Source organism: Rhodococcus sp. IEGM1428, from assembly GCF_050321865.1.
Classification (GTDB): Bacteria; Actinomycetota; Actinomycetes; order Mycobacteriales; family Mycobacteriaceae; genus Rhodococcoides.
In genome coordinates this window covers 629,679-651,566 of the sequence record NZ_JBNQFW010000001.1, presented here as the reverse complement: position 1 = coordinate 651,566, position 21,888 = coordinate 629,679, and the positions used below count along the sequence as shown (strand labels likewise).

Annotated in this window: 1 protein-coding gene; it reads right to left on the bottom strand. The window is 66.7% G+C overall.

The annotated features are described in order from the left end of the window. Positions 1-88: 88 nt before the first annotated feature. Positions 89-21,859 (bottom strand): non-ribosomal peptide synthase/polyketide synthase, encoded by a 21,771-nt coding sequence (locus ACQR3T_RS03005; protein WP_428692497.1) that lies wholly within the window; start codon positions 21,857-21,859, stop codon positions 89-91. Positions 21,860-21,888 lie beyond the last annotated feature (29 nt).

Below are 21,888 nucleotides of genomic sequence, written 5' to 3'. Positions count from 1 at the left end.
ACAACCGCCTCAGTGACGCGTGCCGAGAACGCTCACCGTCTCTACGGACGGTTGTTGTTCAGGGCCGAAGTCTATCGACCCGATCGGTTCAGCCGAACTCCGGCGCGCCGTGTACCGACACACCGACCGGTCGTTCGGCCGCCTCCACATCACCGGCCACGATCACCAGAGCCACCAGGTCCTCGAGATCGTCCGACTCCAATTCGGCGACCGCCGCGGCTTCCGCCGTAGTCACGAACGCGTGCGTCATCCATTCGGCGACGACGAGATCGGCAGAATCCTCGGGTGATTCGGCCCGATCGACCACCAGCACAGCACCGACCGAAGCAGCCATCACCCCGGCGAACCACGCTGACGGAGAGGTGATCGCCGTGGGCACGCCCAGTCGCGACTCGTAGTCGATCCCGTACTCCCCGACCGCACGAACGGCCATGGCAGCAAGGGCACCATGGCTCACCGTAGCGCCGGTCGACACGTCCACCACAAGAGCCGGGCTGTCTGCGGAGAGCACAGCGACACGGTCGGTGTACGTGATCGGACGAGCCGATCGGGCTGTCACCGACCTCGAGGTCGCCTCGTCACCGAGATCGACGACCGTGGACACTCGATCCCAGTCCTGCGCCTCACCGGTATCGATGACCACTACGCTCGCGCCCACCCCGACGGCACTGTCGATGTGGTCCACCAGGGCCAGAGCGCCGCCCGCCTTGACCACCGCCCACCGGGCCACGACGGATTCGACTGCGTCGTCGACGACGACGGCAACCGTGACGTCGGGACCGACGTTGCGGTCGATCAGTTCGCGGGCCAGGCGTGACGAACGTCGGTCGAGCTCGAGGTACGTGGTGTCCTCACCTGCGGAGGACAACGCCGGTGCGTCGGGATCCGCTTCCACGGTCGCAGCGAGCAGTTGTGGCAACGTTCGACCGGCCACCGCACCCACGGCGTCGGCGACCGGTGTCGGGGATGCGGTCAACGCGGCCCGCTCGTCGTCACCGAGATCGTCGATCGCACCGACCTTGATACCCGGAGCCGCCGCGACGGCGTCGGCGATCCGGACGAAACGCTCGACCATCGCCGATACGGTCGTCTCGTCGAACAGGTCTGCGGCGTAGGCGAATTCGACCGCCAGGTCTGGTTCGCCATCGGCACCGACGACGGGCCGAGTCTGCACCGTCACCTGGAGATCGAACTTGGCGGTCGGCTCGAATCCTTCGACGGGCTCGACGGTCAGGGCAGGCAGTTCGAAGCGAGCCTCGCCCAATGGTTCGACGGACAGCACGGTCTGGAACAGCGGGCTGATTCCGGGGGTTCGGTCCTGCCCGATGACGTCGACGACGTGCTCGAACGGTACGTCCGCGTTGCCGAATGCCCGCAGGTCGCTCTCCCGAATGCTGCGCACGAGATCCTCGAACGTCGCGTCCGGATCGACGCTGGTCCGAAGCGCCAGCGTATTGACGAACATTCCGACGATGTCGTCGAGTTGTTCGTCTCCCCTGCCGGCAATCGGAGTTCCGACAGCGAAGTCCCGTGCACCGCTGGTTCTCGCGAGCAATACCGCGAGGACGCTGTGCAACACCATGAACAGAGTCGCGTTGTTCGATCGTGCGATGCCGGCGAACGCCTCGTGGGTCTGCGCGTCGAGATGTGCGCGGACACTTCCACCGTGTAGCGAGGGCTCTGCCGGTCTCGGTCGATCCCACGGCAGGGCGATGACCGGGGTGATACCGCTCAGCTCGGTGCGCCAGAAGTCGACCTGCCGATTCGCTGCGGAACCCGGGTCGTTCGTCGAACCCAGCACCTCACGCTGCCACAGCGTGTAATCGGCGTACTGGATCGACAGCGGTGCCACCGACGGAACCGTGCCTGCTGTCGCGGCGAGATACGCGGTCATCACGTCGCGAGCGAGCGGTGCCATCGACGCTCCGTCGCCGCTGATGTGGTGCATCACGATGACGAACACGTACTGGATGTCGCCGTCGCTCGTTCCGGCGAGTCGGAACAGTGCCCCGCGCACCGGAGGCGCGGCGGTGACATCGAAGCCGTCGTACACCAGTCGACGCACCCGGTCGGCGATGTCGGCTTCACCCGTGGCGTCGATCGGATCGAGGTCGAGAGTGGTGGCCCGGGCGTCGAGGACCTCCTGGAACGCAGTGCCGTCGGCATCCTCTGGATAGCGGGTTCGCAAGGTCTCGTGCCGCTCGATCGCCCACGCCGCGGCCGCCTGCAATGCGGCCACGTCCAAGTCACCGGTGAGCCGCAGGGCGAGCGGCATGTTGTACGCACCCGACCCGGGGTCGAGTCGATTCAGCACCCACATCCGCTGCTGTGCGAGCGAGAGCGGTACCCGCTCGCCGCCTGTCCTGGGTCGAAGCGGCACGCGATGCACCGTTCCCTGGAGATCCGTGCGCGCTGCGAGCGCTGCGACCGTCGAGTTCTCGAACAGCTCGCGAACACCCACCTGCTTGCCCAGACCAGCGGTGATGCGCGCCGCTGCACGGGTGGCCGCGAGCGAATTTCCACCGAGGGCGAAGAAGTCGTCGTCCGATCCCACCCGATCGACACCGAGCACGTCGGCGAAGACGTCGGCGATGGCAATCTCGGTCGCGGTCACCGGTGCACGGAACTCACGCGCCTCGAACACCGGTTCCGGCAATGCTTTTCGATCGAGCTTGCCACTGGCGTTCAGCGGGAACTCGGCGAGCACCATGATCTGGGTCGGCACCATGTAGCCGGGGAGTCGGCTGCCTGCGAACGAGGTCAGCTCGCCCACGTCCACCGACGCACCGATACGAGGAACGACGTAGCCGACGAGGATTTCGCCCGACGCCGTCGACGTCACCAGCACGGTCGATCGGTCGATGTCGGAGTGAGCGGTCAACGCCGCCTCGATCTCACCGAGCTCGATGCGCAGGCCGCGCAGTTTCACCTGGAAGTCGGTGCGGCCGATGTAGTCGAGCTCGCCGTCGACGTTCCACCGGACCAGGTCGCCGGTCCGGTACATCCGAGTACCCGGTGCACCGTACGGATCGGCAACGAACCGGTCTGCGGTCAGATCCACTCGCCCGAGGTAGCCGCGGGCCAACTGGACTCCCGCGAGGTAGAGCTCACCCGCGACGCCGACCGGCACCGGTCGAAGCCGTGCGTCGAGCACGGTCACCCGGGTGTTGGCCACCGGCACACCGATCGGTACACCGGCGACGTCGGCGGCGGTGACGCGGTGGTAGGTCACGTCCACCGCAGCTTCGGTGGGTCCGTACAGGTTGTGCAGGCTCGTGTTCGGCAGTGCCGTACCGATTGCCGAGGCGACCGACACCGGCAGCGCCTCTCCCGACGCGAAGAGCATGCGCAGGCTCGAACACCGCGAGACTCCGTCCGCTGTCGCGAACACGGCCAGCATCGACGGCACGAAGTGTGCGACGGTGACCGACCGCTCGGTGACGATCTCGACCAGGTAGGCCGGATCGCGATGTCCGTCCGGCTTCGCTATCGCCAGTTCTGCACCGATCTGCAACGGCCAGAACAACTCCCACACCGACACGTCGAACGTCACCGGAGTCTTCTGCAGCACCACATCGTCGACGGTCAGCCCGTACTCGTCCTGCATCCACACGAGCCGGTTGACGATGGCGGCGTGCGTCACGGCGACACCCTTGGGCTTGCCCGTCGAGCCCGAGGTGAAGATCACGTACGCGACGTCGCCGGAGAGCAGCGCGGCGCGCCGCTCGTCGGCGCGAACGGCATCGGTGGCGAATCCGCCGAGATCGACGGAATCGACCTCGATCCGCGGCGCGACGGACGAGACCGGTTCCACAGCAAACGAATCCGCTGCCGTGGTCAGAATCGCAACGGGATCGGCCGTCGCCAGGATGTACTCGACGCGCTCGGCCGGCTGGTCGGGATCGATCGGGACGTATGCCCCACCCGCGGTCAGCACCGCGTAGACACCGACGAGCATGTCCACCGATCTACGCATGGCGATCGCGACCATCGTTTCCGGGCCGACGCCCTCGCGGATGAGCAGTCGCGCAAGCGCGTTCACTCGACCCGCGAATTCCGCGTACGTCACTCGATCACCCTCGAAGGAGACCGCGATCCGGTCCGGGGACTGCGCCACCCGCTCCTCGAACATCGACACGAGCGTTGCCGCGGAGTCGATCTCGCGGGCAGTGTCGTTCCACTCGTCGAGTATCCGTGTGCGCTCCACGGGGTCGAGCAGGTCGATGTCGAGAACCCGACGCGTGGGGTCCGCCGCGAACGTAGCGAGCAGCGAGACGATGCGCGCCAGGATCGATTCGACCGCACGGGTGTCGAAGAGGTCGCTGATGTACTTCGCCGTCAGCGTCACTTCCTCGTTCGCCACCACGAGCAGAGTCAGCGGGTAGTGGGTGTTGTCGTTGGAGCCGACACCCTCGACGGTCATGCCGTCGATCGATGCGGCCTGCTGCGCCAACTCCGCCTCGTTCACCGGGTACGACTCGAACACCGTCAGCGTGTCGAACAGGTTGCCCAGCCCCGCATCCCGCTGGATGTCCGCCAATCCCACGTGGTGGTGATCGAGCAGATCGGCCTGCTCACCCTGGAGCCGCGTGAGGTACTGCTCCACTGTGTCGTGAGCATCGAGGCGAACTCGTACCGGAATGGTGTTGATGAACAAACCGATCATCGATTCGACTCCGGGAAGGTCCGCGGGACGACCCGACACCGTTGCCCCGAAGATCACGTCGTCGCGGCCCGTCATCTGAGCCAACAGCATTCCGTACGCGGCCTGTACCAACGTGTTCACGGTGACGCCGAGGCGTCCACCGAGCGCGATCAACGCTGCGGTGGCCTCCGCGTCGATCCGCACCTCGGTCTCCGCCGATCGGGTGGAGATCTCGCGGCCCAGGGTCGGTGGAGTCAGCAGTGTCGGTTCGTCGACGCCGTCGAGCGAACGGGCCCACGCCTGCCGGGAGGTCTCCGGGTCGCGCTGACCGAGCCACTGCAGGAACGAGCGATACGAGCGCGGACGCGGCATCGACGAGGTGTCGCTACGGACGGCGTAGAGGTAGAGCAGCTCCTTCATCACCAGCGGCAGCGACCAGCCGTCCAGCAGCACGTGATGGTTGGTCATCGCCAGTCGGTACGTCGTGGGCCCGAGGCGAATCAGCAAGAACCGCAACAACGGGGCGGTGGTGATGTCGAAATGCTCCCGCTGATCCTCGTCCAGTGCCGCCGCGACCGCGGCGGCGCGCGCGTTCTCCTCGACACCACTGAGATCGACTGTGCGCCAAGGCAACCGCACACCCTGCTGAACTATCTGCACGCTGTCGCCGTCCGCGGTCACCGCGAACACTGCGCGTAGGTTCTCGTACCGATCCAGTAGGGCCTGCGCGGCATCGCGCAGACGGTCCTGATCGACCTCGCCTGCCAGGTCGAGAACGACCTGCATCGTGTAGACGTCGAGCGAGGTGTCGGCGAACAGAGCGTGGAACAGCAAGCCCTGTTGCAACGGTGCCAGCGGCCACACGTCGGTCAGTGCCGGATACCGCTGCTCGAAGCCGAGAATGTCGGTCTGACTCACACGCGCCAACGGAAGGTCCGACGGAGTGAGGCCACCGGCACCGGGTGTACGTGCGTGGGCCGCGAGCGAGTCGAGCAGCTCCGACCACAGTTGCGCCAGACGCGCCACGGTCGCCTCGGAGATCGCGCCCCGCGGGAACGCCAGCGAAGCACTCAGGGCGCTGCCGTCGTCGGTGTCCACCACGATGGCGTTGATGTCGATCGTCTTGTTCGCGGCCATGTCCGGATCACCGGCTGCAGACAGACCTGCGGTGTCCTCGGCAGGCAACCAGCCGAGAGACTTCATGTCCTCCGGTACCTCACCGGTACCGACCCGACCGAGATAGTTGAAGCTGATCTGCCCGGTGGACAGCGCCGCCAGCTCCGTCTCGCTCGCGGGATCGATGTAGCGCAGCAGCCCCCAGCCCATTCCTCGGTCGGGCAACGCCAGCATCTGCTCTTTGACGGCCTTCACGGCGTCGCCGAGGGCAGAGCCGCCGCCGAGGGCGTCGTCGACGTCGATTCCGGTCAGGTCGAGCCGAACCGGGAAGAGGCTGGTGAACCAGCCCACGGTCCGGCCGAGGTCTGCTCCGGGGACCACGGCCTCTTCGCGGCCGTGGCCTTCGAGCTGAAGCAGTGTTGCGGGGGCATCGATCCCCTGTTCCTTGCGCAGGGCAGTGACTGCCAGCGCGAGTGCGGCGAGCAGTCCGTCCGCGACTCCGCCGTGGTAGATCTCGGGAACCGTGGTCAGCAACGTGCGCGTCGCATCCGACGACAGGGACATCTCGACTCGCTCGAGGGTGTCCACCACGTCGACGGCCGGCTCGAAGGCCCGCTCCCCCAGGACCGGGTCCGGGGTCCGGGCGATGCTGCGCCACTGCGGCAACTCGTCCGTCCGGCGCGCCGCTTCCTCCACGAGTGCGTGTGTCCAGCGCCGCATCGAAGTACCCACATCCGGCAGCACCGGGCCGGCACCGCCGGCGATCTGCGCCCACGCGGACACGAAGTCGGGCACCAGGATTCGCCACGACACGCCGTCGACGACGAGGTGATGCGCTACGACGGTCAGCGTATTCGGCGCACTGTCGACCCACACGAACGCGAGCATGCGCCCGTTCTCCGGATCGAGCGATCCGACCGCCGCATCCACCGCGGCGGCTCCACCGTCCGCCGACGCGGTCGTCAGCAGCGCGTCGACGTCCACCGAACCGGACTCGCCCACCTCGAGGCCCCAGCCACGATCGTCGTGCACGAGGGTGGACCGAAGAACGTCGTGGTGGTCGACGACAGCAGTGAGCGTGGCCACGACACCGTCGCGGTCGATCCCTGCCGGGAGCTCGAGTGTGAGCGCCTGATGGAAGCGACGGTACCCACCGCCGCGCTGGAGCAGTGCCGCACCGAACGGTGGCAGCGGCAGCCAACCGACTCCACCGCCGTCGAGTTCGTCGAGGACGACCGTGTCCGCACCCTCGCCGACCATGACGGCCACCTCGGCCAGCCCGGCAACGGTCTTGCGCTCGAACACATCTCGTGGGCCGAACTGGATTCCTCTCGCCTTGGCGCGCGAGACCAACTGAATGGACACGATGCTGTCGCCACCGAGCGCGAAGAAGGAGTCGTCGACGCCCACCGTCTCGAGTCCCAGAACGTCTGCGAACACGTCGGCGATGATGCGCTCGGTATCGGTGCTCGCAGTGCGGAACTCGGCGTCGCTACCGAACTCGGGATCCGGTAGTCCGCGTCGGTCCAGCTTGCCGTTCGGTCCGAGCGGAAGTGATTCGAGAACCACCACCGACGCCGGAACCATGTATTCGGGCACCGTCCGCGCCGCGACCGCCGTCAGGGCCGCCGGATCGACGGCCGCGCCGGAGGCGGGTACCACGTAGCCCACCAGAATTTCGCCCGACGACGGCGTCTGCCGCACGAGCACAACGGCCTGATCGACGGTCGGGTCGGCGATGAGGGCCGACTCGATCTCACCGAGCTCGATGCGAAGCCCGCGGAGCTTGACCTGGAAGTCGGTGCGCCCCAGGTACTCCAGCTCTCCCCCGGTGTTCCAGCGTACGAGGTCGCCGGTGCGGTACATCCGGCTCCCGGCCGGCCCGTACGGATCTGCGACGAATCGATCTGCCGTCAGGTCGGGTCGTCCCAGATAGCCTCGGGCCAGCTGGGTTCCGGCCAGGTACAGCTCGCCCGGCACACCGATCGGCACCGGGCGCAGCCGAGCATCCAGCACGGTGACCCGGGTGTTCCAGACCGGCACGCCGATCGGCACCGACACGGTGTCTACGTCGGTGACCCTATGGAACGTCACGTCCACTGCGGCCTCGGTCGGCCCGTACAGGTTGTGCAGTTCCACGGCGGGCAGTGCCCGGCGGATGCCTGCGGCTACCGAAACCGGTAGGGCCTCACCCGATGCGAACAGCGTCCGCAGGGCGCTGCATCGCTCGATTCCGTCGGTGGCAGCGAACACGGCGAGCAAGGAGGGGACGAAGTGTGCGGTGGTGACACCGCGGCGTTCGATCGTCTCCACCAGATATGTGGGGTCCCGATGACCGTCCGGCTCGGCGATGTAGAGCTGGGCACCGATCTGCAACGGCCAGAACAACTCCCACACCGAGACGTCGAACGTCACAGGAGTCTTCTGCAGCACCACGTCGTCGACGGTGAGCCCGTACTCGTGCTGCATCCACAGCAGCCGGTTGACGATGGCGGCGTGCGTGACGGCCACACCCTTGGGCTTGCCTGTCGAGCCCGAGGTGAAGATGACGTAAGCGGTGTCCGACGGCCTCAGCGGTGCCAGTCGCTCCGAATCCTCGACCGGTCGGGTCGCGGACGCATCGGTGTCCACGGTGTCCAACCGGATCTGCGGAACGGACGAACCGGCGACGCCGCCGTCGCGAGTGGTGGTCAGCACCGCGACCGGTGCTGCCGTCTCGAGGATGTACTCGATCCGATCGGACGGCTGGTCCGGGTCGACCGGCACGTAGGCACCGCCTGCAGCGAGGACGGCATAGATGCCGACGAGCATGTCCGGCGAACGGCGCATCGCGATCGCGACCACGGTCTCGGGGCCTACGCCCTCCCCGATGAGCACTCGGGCAAGCGAATTCACCCGTCCGGAGAACTCCGCGTAGTCGATCTGCTCGTCGCCGAAGCCCAGGGCCACGTTGTTCGGTGCTGCTGCTACCCGCTCGGCGAACAGGGAGACCAGGGTGTGCCGATCGTCGATCCCGTGGTCGGTCGCGTTCCACTGTTCGAGGACGGCGGTGCGCTCGGCAGGCTCGAGGAGATCGACGTCGCCGACGGGCCGGTCGATCTCGGCCGTCATCGACTCGAGAACCCGGACGAGCCTGCGTGCGAAGGCTGCCATCGACGATTCGTCGAACAGATCTGTGGCGTAATCGAATTGGACGTCGACGCCATCGGGCGCGCCTGCGGAGTCGAACTTCTCCCACAGTGTCACCTGCAGATCGAACTTCGCGATCGCACTCGACAGATCGACACCGTCGATGTCGAGACCGGGAAGCGCGAACGACTGTTCGGTGAGGTTCTGGAACGTGAGCATCACCTGAAAGATCGGGTGCCTCGCCTGCGACCGTTCCGGCGCGATCGCGTCGACGAGTCGCTCGAACGGTATGTCGGAGTGCGAGAACGCCCCGAGGTCCACCTCTCGCACCAGGGCGAGCTGATCGCGCAATGTCGTGCCCGGCTCGACGGATGTGCGCAGTGCGAGGGTGTTGACGAACATACCCACGAGGTCGTCGAGGTTGGAATCTCCACGCCCGGCCACCGGCGTCCCGATCACCACGTCGTCGGTTCCCGCCAGCGCAGCCAACAGCACCGCGAGAGCGGTGTGCGCGGTCATGAACACCGTCGCGTTGTTCTCCCGAGACGCTCGGGCGATGCTCTCGTGCAGTTCGGCGTCGAGCGAGAAGTTGTAGGCCGCTCCTCTGTTGGTCGCCACCGCCGGCCGCGGTCGATCGGTCGCCAGATCGAGTTGTGCAGGCGCGCCGCGCAGTACCGAACGCCAGTAGCCGAGCTGCTGAGCCATGGGCGATTCCGGATCACCCTCGGTGCCGAGCAACTCGTGCTGCCACAGCGTGAAATCTGCGTACTGGACGGGCAACGGTGCCCACTGCGGATCCTCGCCCGCCGCACGGGCGGTGTAGGCGACCATGATGTCGCGGGTCAACGGTCCCATGGAGAACCCGTCCGCGGCGATGTGGTGGGCCACGAAAGCCAGGACGTGCTCACGCTCGTCGATGCGCAGGATCGTCACCCGCACCGGAACGGCGCTGGTGACGTCGAAGCCCTCGGACACGAACCGCCGCAACGTCTCGGGCACATCGGCGGCTGCCGTGTCGATGACGTCGACGGACGGTGCGCCCTCGGTGAGGCCGAGCACGACCTGGCTGCCTCGCCCGTCGACCTCGGGGTACACGGTGCGCAGAATCTCGTGCCGCGAGACCACATCCGACACCGCTCGCACCAGTGCGGGCACGTCGAGATCGCCGGACAGTCGAATCGCCACCGGAATGTTGTTCACTGCCGAGGTGGGATCGAACTGGCTCAGGAACCACATCCGCTGCTGTGCCAGCGACAGCGGAACCTGCTCGGGCCGCCTGCGCTGCACCAGAGCACGGCGCGCACCGGCACCGACGGTGGATTCGATGGCGCGGGCAAGTCCCAGCACCGTCGGCGACTCGAAGATCGCCCGCACCGGAACCACGGTGTCGAGCGCGGAGCCCAGCCGTGAGACCACCTGGGTGGCGATCAGCGAGTTTCCGCCGAGCGCGAAGAAGTCGTCGTCCAGACCCACGCGCTCGACGCCGAGGATGTCCGCGAACACACCGGCGACCGTCACCTCGACGAGATCGGTGGGGGCCCGGAACTCCGCGGCCTCGAACACCGGTTCCGGCAGGGCCTTTCGGTCCAGCTTGCCGTTGGCGTTGAGTGGCAGGACATCGAGGATCACGAAAGCGGACGGCACCATGTAGGACGGCACCGACGACGCCATCGACGCGCGTACGGTCTCGGGATCGACCGATACGCCGTCGACGGGCACCACGTAGGCGACCAGTCGATCCCCGAGGCGTTCGTCGTTCGAGGCGACCACGGCCGCATCGCGTACCGATTCGATCGAGCGCAGCGCGGCGTCGATGTCGCCGAGCTCGATGCGGAAGCCGCGGATCTTGACCTGGAAGTCCGAACGACCCACGTACTCCAGTTCACCGTCGCTACGCCATGCTGCGAGATCGCCTGTGCGATAGAGCCGTCGGCCCGGCGCGAACGGGTTGGCCACGAACCGCTCCGCGGTGAGATCCGGCCTCCCGACATAACCGTCGGCCAACTGCGTGCCCGCGAGATAGAGCTCTCCCGTGACACCGACCGGGACCGGCGACAGACGTGAATCCAGCACGTAGACACGTGTGTTCCATTCGGGAGCACCGATGGGAACCGGCCCCGTCCCGGAGTCGTGCACCCGGTGCGCGGTGACCGACACCGCTGCCTCGGTGGGGCCGTACAGATTGTCCAGGCGTGCCCGCGTAGCGCGGAGCGCACGCTGAGCGGTGGTAGGCGGCAGTGTTTCGCCGATGGCCAGGATTCGACGCAGGCCGGACGGCAGCGTGCCGCCGGACGCCGCGATCAATGCGTCGAGCATCGACGGCACCGTGTGCAGCGTCGTCACGTTCGCCTCGGTCATCAGGTTCAGCAGGTAGCTCGGGTCGCGGTGTCCACCGGCCTCGGCGACCACGGTGCAACCGCCGGCGATCGACGCCGTCCAGAATTCCCATACCGACAGATCGAAGGTCGCCGCGGTCTTGAGCAACACCGCGTCGTCGACGCCGATGCCGTATTCCGCACGCGCCCAGAGCAACTGGTTGACAATGGCGCGATGACTGACGGCGACCCCCTTGGGTCGACCGGTCGAGCCGGACGTGAAGATCACGTACGCCGTGTTCGCGGCACGCAGCGGCGCACGTCGTTCGTCGTCCGTGATCGGTGCATCCGAGATGTCTGAGTACTCGTCCGAATCCGCGTCGACCATCACGACGGGCACGGACCGACCGTTGCCCTCGGGAGCCGAGAACCCGTCACGGGTCGAGCTCAGGATCAACAGTGGCGATGCGTCGTCGACGATGTCGGCGATGCGGGCGGCCGGCTGATCCGGATCGAGCGGCACATAGATTCCGCCTGCTTTGCTCACCGCGTACATCGCGACGAGCAACTCGACCGAACGCCCGAGCGCGAGCGCCACCGTCACCTGCGGGGCCACCCCCGCGGTGATCAACCGCCGCGCCAGACGGTTGATCCGACCGTCGAACTCGCGGTAGGTCAGTGTCCGGCCGGCGTACCTGACCGCCGGAGCCTCGGGGCGGGCGTCGACCTGAGCGTCGAACAGCGACACCAGGGTCTGCGACAGATCGACATCGTGATCGGTGTCGTTCCACGTGTCCAGGATCGTCGTTCGCTCCGACTCGTCGAGCAGGTCCAGATCTCCGACGACTGCACTCGGGTCCGCAGCCACCGCGGCCAGCACCGCGACGAATCTACGGGCGAAGGCCTCGACCGTCGATCTGTCGAACAGGTCGGTGGCGAAGGTGAATTCGGCGTCCATGTCCGCAGGCGTGCCGTCGGCGGCGTAGCGATCGGACACCGTCAGTTGGAGGTCGGTCTTGGCGAGGGTCGACTCGGCGTCGACACCGCGGACGGTCAGCCCCGGCAACTCGAAGCTGAGATCGGCCAGATTCTGGAACGACAGGCCGATCTGGAACAGCGGATTTCGCGCGGTGGAACGCACCGGGTTGAGTACCTCGACCAGACGCTCGAACGGTATGTCCGCGTGGGCGAATGCCGACAGGTCGCGCTCGCGAGCCTGCGCCAGCAACTCCTCGAACGTCATGGAGGGGTGCACCGTGGACCGGAACACCAACGTGTTGACGAACATGCCGATCATGGGATCGAGCGCTCTCTCGCCGCGGCCGGCGATGGGAGTCCCGATGGCGACGTCCTCGGTTCCTGCCACACGTGCCAGGAACGCGGCGAAGGCCGAGTGGACGACCATGAAGACGCTGGCCTGACGTGCCCGCGCGAGGTCGGCGACGGCAGCGTGCACCACGGCATCCACGGTGAAGCGCACCGTCTCGCCCCGGAAGCTCTGGGTCGGGGGGCGGGGTCGGTCGGTGGGCAGCACCAGCTGGTCGGGCAGACCGTCCAGCGCTTCTTTCCAGTACCGAACCTGTTGCGACGCAACAGAATTCTCGTCGTCGTCGGAGCCGAGAACGGTGCGCTGCCACAGCGCGAAATCCGCGTACTGCACCGGCAGGGGTTCCCAGTCCGGAGCCGAGCCTGCCGCTCTCGCGGTGTATGCGGTCATCACATCCGTTGCCAACGGTCCCATCGATGCACCGTCGGCGGAAACGTGATGGACGACGAAAGCAAGGACGTGCTCGACGGCCTCCCCGTCGATTCGCACCAGCATCGCGTCCACCGGAACCTCGCGGGTCACGTCGAAGCCGCGCAGGAAGAAGCGGCTCACCGTCTCCGGTACGTCGGCCGCTGCAACTGTCCGCACCGACAGGTCCAGAGTGGCCTCGTCAGCCGGAAGTACCCGTTGGAACGGTCCGTGTTCGGAGTCCGGGTAGAGCGAGCGCAGCGATTCGTGGCGCTCCACCACATCGCCGACGGCGGCAGCCAATGCCGCCGTGTCGAGCGCACCGGTCAGACGTACCGCGAACGGAATGTTGTCCACGGCCGACGAGGTGTCGAACTGATTGAGGAACCAGTAGCGCTGCTGTGCCAGCGACAGTGGTGGACGCTCGGGCCGAGGTCCGGCCACGAGCGGCGCACGCGAGCCCGAACCGACGCCGGACTCGAGGCGATCCGCCAGCGCTGCGACGGTGGACACCTCGAACAGCATGCGTACGGGCACGATGGTGTCCAGAATCGCACCGAGACGCGAGACCACCTGCGTCGCGATGAGCGAGTTGCCACCGAGCTCGAAGAAGTCGTCCTGGGCTCCCACCCGATCGACTCCCAGCACCTCCGCGAACACGGTCGCCACGCTCTGCTCCACCGCGGTGGCCGGCTCGACGAACTCGCGTGCCTCGAACGCCGGAGCGGGAAGCGCTGCCCGATCGAGCTTGCCGACCGATGTCAGCGGCACCGCGTCGAGCACCGTGATAGATGCAGGAATCATGTAGTTGGGCAACGCTTTTCCGACGAACGCCGTCAGGTCGTCCACGTCGACCGATGCGTCGCGGACCGGAAGTACGTACGAGACGAGCGTGGTGACGCCCGAGAGCAACCGGTGTCCGAGTGTCACGGCGAACTCGACACTCGGGTACGCGGTCAGTGCCGAGTCGATCTCGCCGAGTTCGATACGGAACCCACGCACCTTCACCTGGAAATCGGTGCGGCCCACGAACTGGAGTTGAAGATCCTCGGTCCAACGCACCACGTCTCCGGTGCGATACATCCGGCCGCCGCCGACACCGTAGGGGTTGGCAACGAAGCGCTCGGAGGACAGCATGGGCCGACCGAGATAACCGCGAGCGAGAGCGCCGCCGGCCAGATAGAGCTCACCGGCAACTCCGGACGGCACCGGACGCAATCGATCGTCGAGAATCAGTGCCGACATACCGTGAATGGGCCGTCCGACGGTGATCGGTTCGCCGGGAGTCAGGTCTGCGAAGCTCGAGATGATGGTCGTCTCGGTCGGTCCGTAGCCGTTGAAGTACTTACGGCCAGGGGCCCATCGCGCGAGCAGTTCCGGTGTGGTGACGTCGCCGCCGACCGAGAGCACTTCGAGCGCGTCGAGACCCGCCGGATCCATCGTGCCGAGCACGGCGGGAGTGATGATGGAATGGCTGACCCGCTCGGCCTTCAGCAGCTCGGACAACTCGGTACCGCCCAGGATCTCGGCGGGCACGATCACCAGAGTTGCGCCTACCGAGAACGCCGCCATCCACTCGAGGACGGACGGATCGAAGTTCGGCGAGCAGATGTGCAGGAATCGCGCCGACGGTGTCAGGTGGTACAGATCGCCGGCGGCGTCGAGCACGCCCCCGAGCCCGGCATGCGTCACCACGACGCCCTTGGGCTTACCGGTCGAGCCCGAGGTGTAGATGACGTACGCCGGATTCTGGAACACCGACGGCCGCAGTCGATCTGCATCCGTGATCGGATCGGCGGAGTGAGCGCGCACCGCCGCCACCACGTCGTCGTCGTCGAGACGGATCCAGTCCGGACCGCCGCTCGATCCCTGCACCGACGCCAGGTGTGCCGCGGCGGTCAGGCCGAGTACCGCCCCGGAATCACCGACCATGTGGGCAATGCGGTCGCTCGGATATGTCGGGTCGACCGGGAGGTGGGCACCGCCGGCCTTGGCCACGGCCCAGACCCCGAGCACCATCTCGTAGGAGCGCTGGAACCCGAGCGCGACGACGGTCTCCGGCCCCACGCCCCTGGAGATGAGCAGACGGGCGAGCTGAGACGACGTGCTGTCGAGTTCGGCGTACGTGATGGAGCGATCGCGGTAGCGGATGGCAATCGCCTGCGGATCGAGAGCGGCTCCGGCAGCGAAGATCTCGGCGAGAGTGCCGCCTGCCAACACCTCGTCGCCGTGTACGTGGGTCAAGCGGTCGTATTCGTCCTCGTAGAGAATCCCCAGGTCGCCGACCGGAGTACTCGGATCCGCCACCACGCCGTCGAGAAGACGGCGGAAGCGGTCGGCGAAGCCCACGATGGTCGACTCGTCGAACAGATCGCGCGAGTAGAGCCACGCCGCGGACATACCGCCGCCGTCGGACTCACGCAACGTCAGCGACAGATCGAACTTGGCCGTCTCGACGTCGAGATCGACGGCCGAGACCTCCAACCCGGGCAGCGCGAAGGTGCTCGGCGGCAGGTTCTCGAAGGCGATCGCCACTTGGAACAGTGGGTGTCGTGAAGCGGAGCGTTCGGGGTCGAGAAGATCGACCAGACGCTCGAACGGGATATCGGCATGCGCGAAGGCCGCCAGATCGACCTCACGGACGTCGGCAAGCATGCCGTCGAAGCCCTTGCCCGGGTGCACCTCGGTACGCAGCACCAGGGTGTTGACGAACATTCCGATCACGTCGTCGAGTGCGGCATCTCCGCGGCCGGCGATGGCCGTGCCGACGGCGATGTCCGTCGAATTCGACATGCGCGCAAGGAATACCGCGAGGGCGGTATGCAGCACCATGAACGTCGTAGTGCCGCTCTCCCTGGCCAGGGCAGTGAGACCGGCATGGACGTCGGGGGCGATCTCGAATTCGACGCGGCCACCGGCCCCCGAGGACTCGGCGGGACGTGGCCGATCGTGCGGAAGAGCGAGCTCGGCCGGCATCTCTGCCAGCGTCTCGCGCCAGAACGACGCCTGCCGGGAGATCAGGCTCGCCGAATCCGCCTGGCTACCGAGTACCGAGCGCTGCCACAGCGTGAAGTCGATGTACTGAACCGCCAGTGGCTGCCAGGACGGTGACTCGCCCGCCACTCGTGCGAGGTACGCGGTCATCACATCGCGGGTCAGCGGACCCATGGACCAACCGTCGGCGCTGATGTGATGCACCACGAACACCAAGACATGTTCCTGCTCCGAGACCTCGAACAGCCTCACGCGCAACGGAACTGCAGCAGTGACGTCGAAGCCTGCGGCCACGAAGGCGGTCACGTCGGCCACGATCGAATCGGCAGTTGCCCCGACCGGCTCGAGATTCGGGACGACGGTCCGGGTGGGGAGCACGAGTTGGTGTCCGGAGCCGTCCACAGCCGGGTACACCGTGCGCAGGGATTCGTGGCGCTCGAGGACGTCCGACACGGCAGCGCGCAGCGCAGCCGTGTCCAACGAACCACGCAACCGGATGGCCACCGGAATGTTGTTCACGGCCGACTCGGGATCGAATCGGTTCAGGAACCATATCCGCTGCTGCGCCATCGACAGCGGAACCGTCTCCGGCCGAGCCTGCGGAACCAGCGGTGCCGCGGCACCGTCACCCAGGTGACTCTCCACCCGAACCGCCAGTGCCGCAACTGTACTGGCCTCGAACAGTGCACGGACCGGAACGGTGGCATCCAGTTCGCTACCCAATCGCGAGACCACCTGGGTGGCGACGAGAGAGTTGCCACCGAGGGCGAAGAAATCGTCGTCGACGCCGATGCGGTCGACTCCGAGAACGTCCGCGAACACCCGAGCGACGATCTCCTCGACGGGATTCGACGGTGCGCGATACTCGACTTCCTCGATCTCGGGATCCGGCAGAGCCTTGCGGTCCAGCTTGCCGCTGGCACCGAGGGGCAGAGCATCGAGAACGACGATCACGGCGGGCACCATGTACGAGGCGAGGCGCTCGCTCAATGCATCACGCAGAGACTGCGTGTCCACGCTCCCGGTGCCGACCACATAGGCCACCAACCGATCGGCACGGACCACGGTGACCGCCTGGCTCACCGACGGCTGCTCGAGCAGGGCCGCTTCGATTTCACCCAGTTCGATCCGTAGACCGCGAAGCTTGACCTGGAAGTCCGAACGTCCGACGTAGTCGAGTTCGCCGCCGGGCAGCCAACGCACCACGTCGCCCGTGCGATACATCCGGGCTCCGTCCTCGCCGAACGGGTTGGGCAGGAAGCGATCCGCCGTCAGATCCGGTCGCCCCACGTAGCCCCGAGCAAGCTGCGTTCCGGCGAGGTAGAGCTCTCCGTGCACTCCGATCGGCACCGGTCGCAGAGCGGAGTCCAGTACGTAGACGGCCGTGTTCCAGACCGGCGCACCGATCGGTACGACGGCGGTGTCGTCGTCGGTGACTCGGTGGTACGTCACGTCCACCGCGGCTTCGGTCGGGCCGTAGAGGTTGTGGATCTCGATGGCCGTCAGCGCCCGGCGCAGCGCCTGCGCAGTCGTCGGTGTCAACGCCTCACCGGAGGCGAACACCAGCCGCAGGGTTGCCGTGGACTCGGCGCGCGCAACGACCTCGGGCACGAACACCGACATCATCGAGGGAACGAAGTGAACTACCGAGACTTGTTCGAGCGCAATGATATCGAGCAGATACGCGGGGTCCCGATGGCCGTCCGGTACAGCGACTGCCACCGAGGCACCGTTCTGCAGAGCCCAGAAGAACTCCCAGACCGAGACGTCGAACGTCGCGGGCGTCTTCTGCAGCACCACGTCGGAGGCGGTCAGCGGATACTCGTCCTGCATCCACGACAGACGGTTGACGATCGATTCGTGCGAGACGCCGACGCCTTTGGGGCGGCCGGTGGATCCGGACGTGAAGATGACGTAGGCGAGGTTGTGCGGGCGCAACGGACCCCGGCGATCGGCGTCGACGAGGGGTTCGGCCGAATGTGCCGAGACGTCCAGCGCGTCGATGTCGACCGTTTCGAATCCGTCGAGTTCGAGGTGATCACGGGTCGAGGACAACACCAGAACCGGATTCGCCGTCTCGACGATGTAGTCGTTGCGCTCGCGCGGCTGGCTCGGATCGACGGGCACGTAGGCCCCACCGGCCGTCACGATCGCGTACATGCCCACGAACAGCTCGATGCTGCGCTCCATCGCGAGAGCGACCAACGTGTCCGGACCGACACCACGCGAGACAAGTTCTCGTGCAACACGATTGACCCGGGCGTTGAACTCGGCATAGGTAAGCCGTTCGCCCTCGAACACCAACGCCTGTGCATCGGGTGTGGCCTCGACCTGCGCTCGGAACATCTCGACCAGCGTCAGGTCCGACGACACCTCGTGGCCGGTCGCGTTCCATGCTCGAAGCACCTGCAACCGTTCCTCGGCATCGAGCACATCGATCTCGGCGATGGGCGCGGCAGGTGCACGAGTCACCGATTCGAGGACCCGCAGGAACCGTTCGCCGAATGCGGCCATCGTCGACGCGTCGAACAGATCGGCCGAGTACGTCAGCGCTACGGTCAAACCGGCCGGATCGGTCCCCTCGGCCACCGAGTTCCACAGTGTCACTTGCAGATCGAACTTCGCGAGATCGGCCTCGTAATCGAGTGCGCTCACCCGAAGACCGGGGATCTCCACGGACGTGGCGTCCAGGTTCTGGAATGTCAGCATGACCTGGAACAGTGGATGACGAGCGGTCGAGCGAGTGGGCTGGAGAACCTCGACCAGTCGCTCGAACGGAACCTCGGCGTGCGAGAACGCGGCGAGATCGGTCTCGCGTACTCGGCCCAGCAGATCCTCGAAGTCAGCCGCGGGGTCGATCGTGGTGCGCAGCACGAGCGTGTTGACGAACATGCCGACGACGTCGTCGAGAACGGCGTCGCCACGACCGGCGACCGGTGTTCCGATCGTGACGTCGTCGGTAGCGGACAACGTCGCCAGCAGAACGGCCAGTGCCGAGTGGACCACCATGAAGGTCGTGGCCCCGTGGGTACGCCCGAGTTGTTCGATCGCCGCGGCGAGGTCCGCATCGATCTCGAACAGGTGTGTACCACCGTGGGTGGTTGCCACCGCCGGCCTCGGTCGATCCGTCGGCAGGTCGAGCTGTTCGGGTGCGCCGGCCAGCTGCGAACGCCAGTAGGCCTCCTGAGCGGCGATCAGCGAGGTCGGATCGTTCTCGTCTCCGAGCACCGACCGCTGCCAGAGCGTGTAGTCGGCGTACTGGACGGGCAACGGCGTCCACGCCGGCTCCAGTCCGGAACTGCGGGCCACGTACGCGGTCACCACGTCTCGCGTCAACGGTGCCATCGAGAATCCGTCGGCCGCGATGTGATGGACCACGAGGGCCAGAACGTGTTCGGTTCGAGACAGCGCCAGTACGGCGGCGCGCACGGGCAAACCGGTCGAGACGTCGAACGGCCGAAGAGCGAACTCGAGCAACGTCTCCGGCAGCCGAGCCTCATCGACGTCCGAGAACTCCACGTCCACCGTGGCGGAGCCGGGTTCGAGCACCTGCTGGTACCCCACTCCGGCGTGATCCGGATAGATCGTCCGCAGGGATTCGTGCCTGCCCAGTACGTCCGAGACTGCCGCACGCAACGCATCGAGATCGAGCTCGCCGGACAGCGAGATCGCGACCGGGATGTTGTTGACGGCCGACTCGGGCTCGAAACGGTTGAGGAACCACATTCGCTGCTGAGCCAACGACAACGGAACACGCTCCGGCCGCGGCTGTGCAGTGAGCGCCGCACGGGGTGCACCACTCGACGCCTCCGCCGCATCGACCACAGCGGCGAGCTCGGCCACGGTGGGAGCATCGAAGAACGCGCGAACGTCCACGGACACACCGCGTTCGGCGTTGACGCGCGCGACGACTCGGGTGGCGTTGAGAGAGTTTCCCCCGACCGCGAAGAAGTCGTCGTCGATGCCGACGCGGTCCATACCGAGGACGTTCTGGAAGATCTCGACGAGCGCGGACTCGGTCTCGGTGTCCGGAGCTCGGTATTCACGGACGAGTGACCCGAAGTCGGGAGCCGGCAACGCCTTCCGGTCGAGCTTGCCACTCGAATTGAGCGGGAACTCGTCGAGCACGACGAACAAGGACGGCACCATGTAGTCCGGTGTGCGACGCCGTACCGCAGCTGCGAGATCACTGTGGTCGATCTCGGGGTCGGACGAGACGACATAACCGACCAGATGCTCACCCAGCTCCGCATGGGCCTCGTCGGAATGAACCAGCACCGCAGCCTGGCTCACGTTCGGCTCGGCGAGCAGAGCCGATTCGATCTCGCCGAGTTCGATACGCAGGCCGCGCAGCTTCACCTGGAAGTCGGTGCGGCCGATGTAGTCGATCAGCCCGTCGGAGCGCCTGCGCACCAGGTCTCCGGTGCGGTACATCCGATCGCCTGGCCCGCCGAACGGGTCGGCGACGAAACGATCCGCGGTGAGGTCGCCTCGGCGCAGATAGCCGCGCGCGAGCTGCACTCCGGCGAGGTACAGCTCGCCCTCGACGCCTCTCGGCACCCGGTGCAGCGACTCGTCCAGAACGTAGAGCTCGGTGTCGGCCACCGCGGCACCGATCGGGACAGCAGCATCCTCGACATCCTGCGTGCGGTAGTACGTGACGTCGACCGCAGCCTCGGTGGGGCCGTAGAGGTTGTGCAGCGACGCGGCAGAGATCCGGTGGAAGGCGTTGACGGTGCGCGCCGGCAGTGCTTCACCCGATGCGAACACGGTCGTCAGCGACGTCACCTGTGCTGCAGCGGGTTCGGCGACGTACACCGAGAGCATCGACGGCACGAAGTGGGCAATCGTGACGCTCTGCTCACCGATGATTCGGGCCAGGTACGCGGGATCCCGATGACCGTCGGGCTCCGCGATCACCAGCCGGGCACCGATCTGCAACGGCCAGAAGAACTCCCACACCGACACGTCGAAGGTGAACGGCGTCTTCTGCAGCACGACGTCCGTGGCAGTCATGACGTATTCGCGCTGCCGCCACGCGATGTTGGCCACGATCGCGCTGTGCCCCACCGCGACGCCCTTGGGCCGACCGGTCGACCCGGAAGTGAAGATGACGTACGCGAGATCGCTGGACGACAGTGGGGCGCGGCGGTCTTCGTCGGTCACCGGGCCGGCGGAGTACCCGGACAGATCGACCGTATCCACCGACACGGTCTCGGTGGACGCCGGCACGTCGGGGTGATCGGTGGAGGTCGTGACCACCACCACCGGCTCGGCGATATCGAGGACGTACCCCAACCGATCGGACGGATGATCCGGGTCGAGAGGAACGTACGCGCCACCGGCGGCGGTGATCGCGTACATGCCGATCAGCAGATCCATCGATCGACGAATCGACAGGCCCACTCGGGCGTCCGGGCCGACACCGCGCTCGATCAGGTGTCGGGCCAACCGGTTCACCGAATCCGCGAACTGCGAGTACGTCAGCGTCTCGCCGGCGAACGTCAGGGCAGGAGCGTCCGGGGTCCGCTCGACCTGCCCGACGAAACGCCGATAGAGCGTGTCGGCCTCGGCCGAACTCCGTGGTCCGGCCGCTGCGGCCGAAACTGCTGCCGTGTCGTGTCCCAACACCGACACCGCATCGTCGAGGAGGCCCGCCACGACGGCGTCGAGGCCACCCTCGGTTGCCTCGATCAGACCGGGGACAGCGGTGGACAGCACCACGGGCACCAGGGCGTCGGGCCCGAGGGCGCCGCCCATGGCCGTGTCGAGGGCGGTGATCTCCGCATCCAGACCGACGTACGTCAGCTCCGCACCGAGGTGCGTCAGCGCCACCCGATCCGGTTCGAGCGCACCGACGCTCCGAACCAGCCGAGGCAGATCCTCGATAGTCGAAGAGCTACCGCCGAGGCCGCCTGACGCCATCTATCCATTCCTCCTGATCGAAAACCGTG

Bases quoted from the DNA above. Each gene is read 5' to 3' on its own strand.
- ACQR3T_RS03005 (WP_428692497.1), bottom strand. From the start codon at position 21,859: ATGGCGTCAGGCGGCCTCGGCGGTAGCTCTTCGACTATCGAGGATCTG.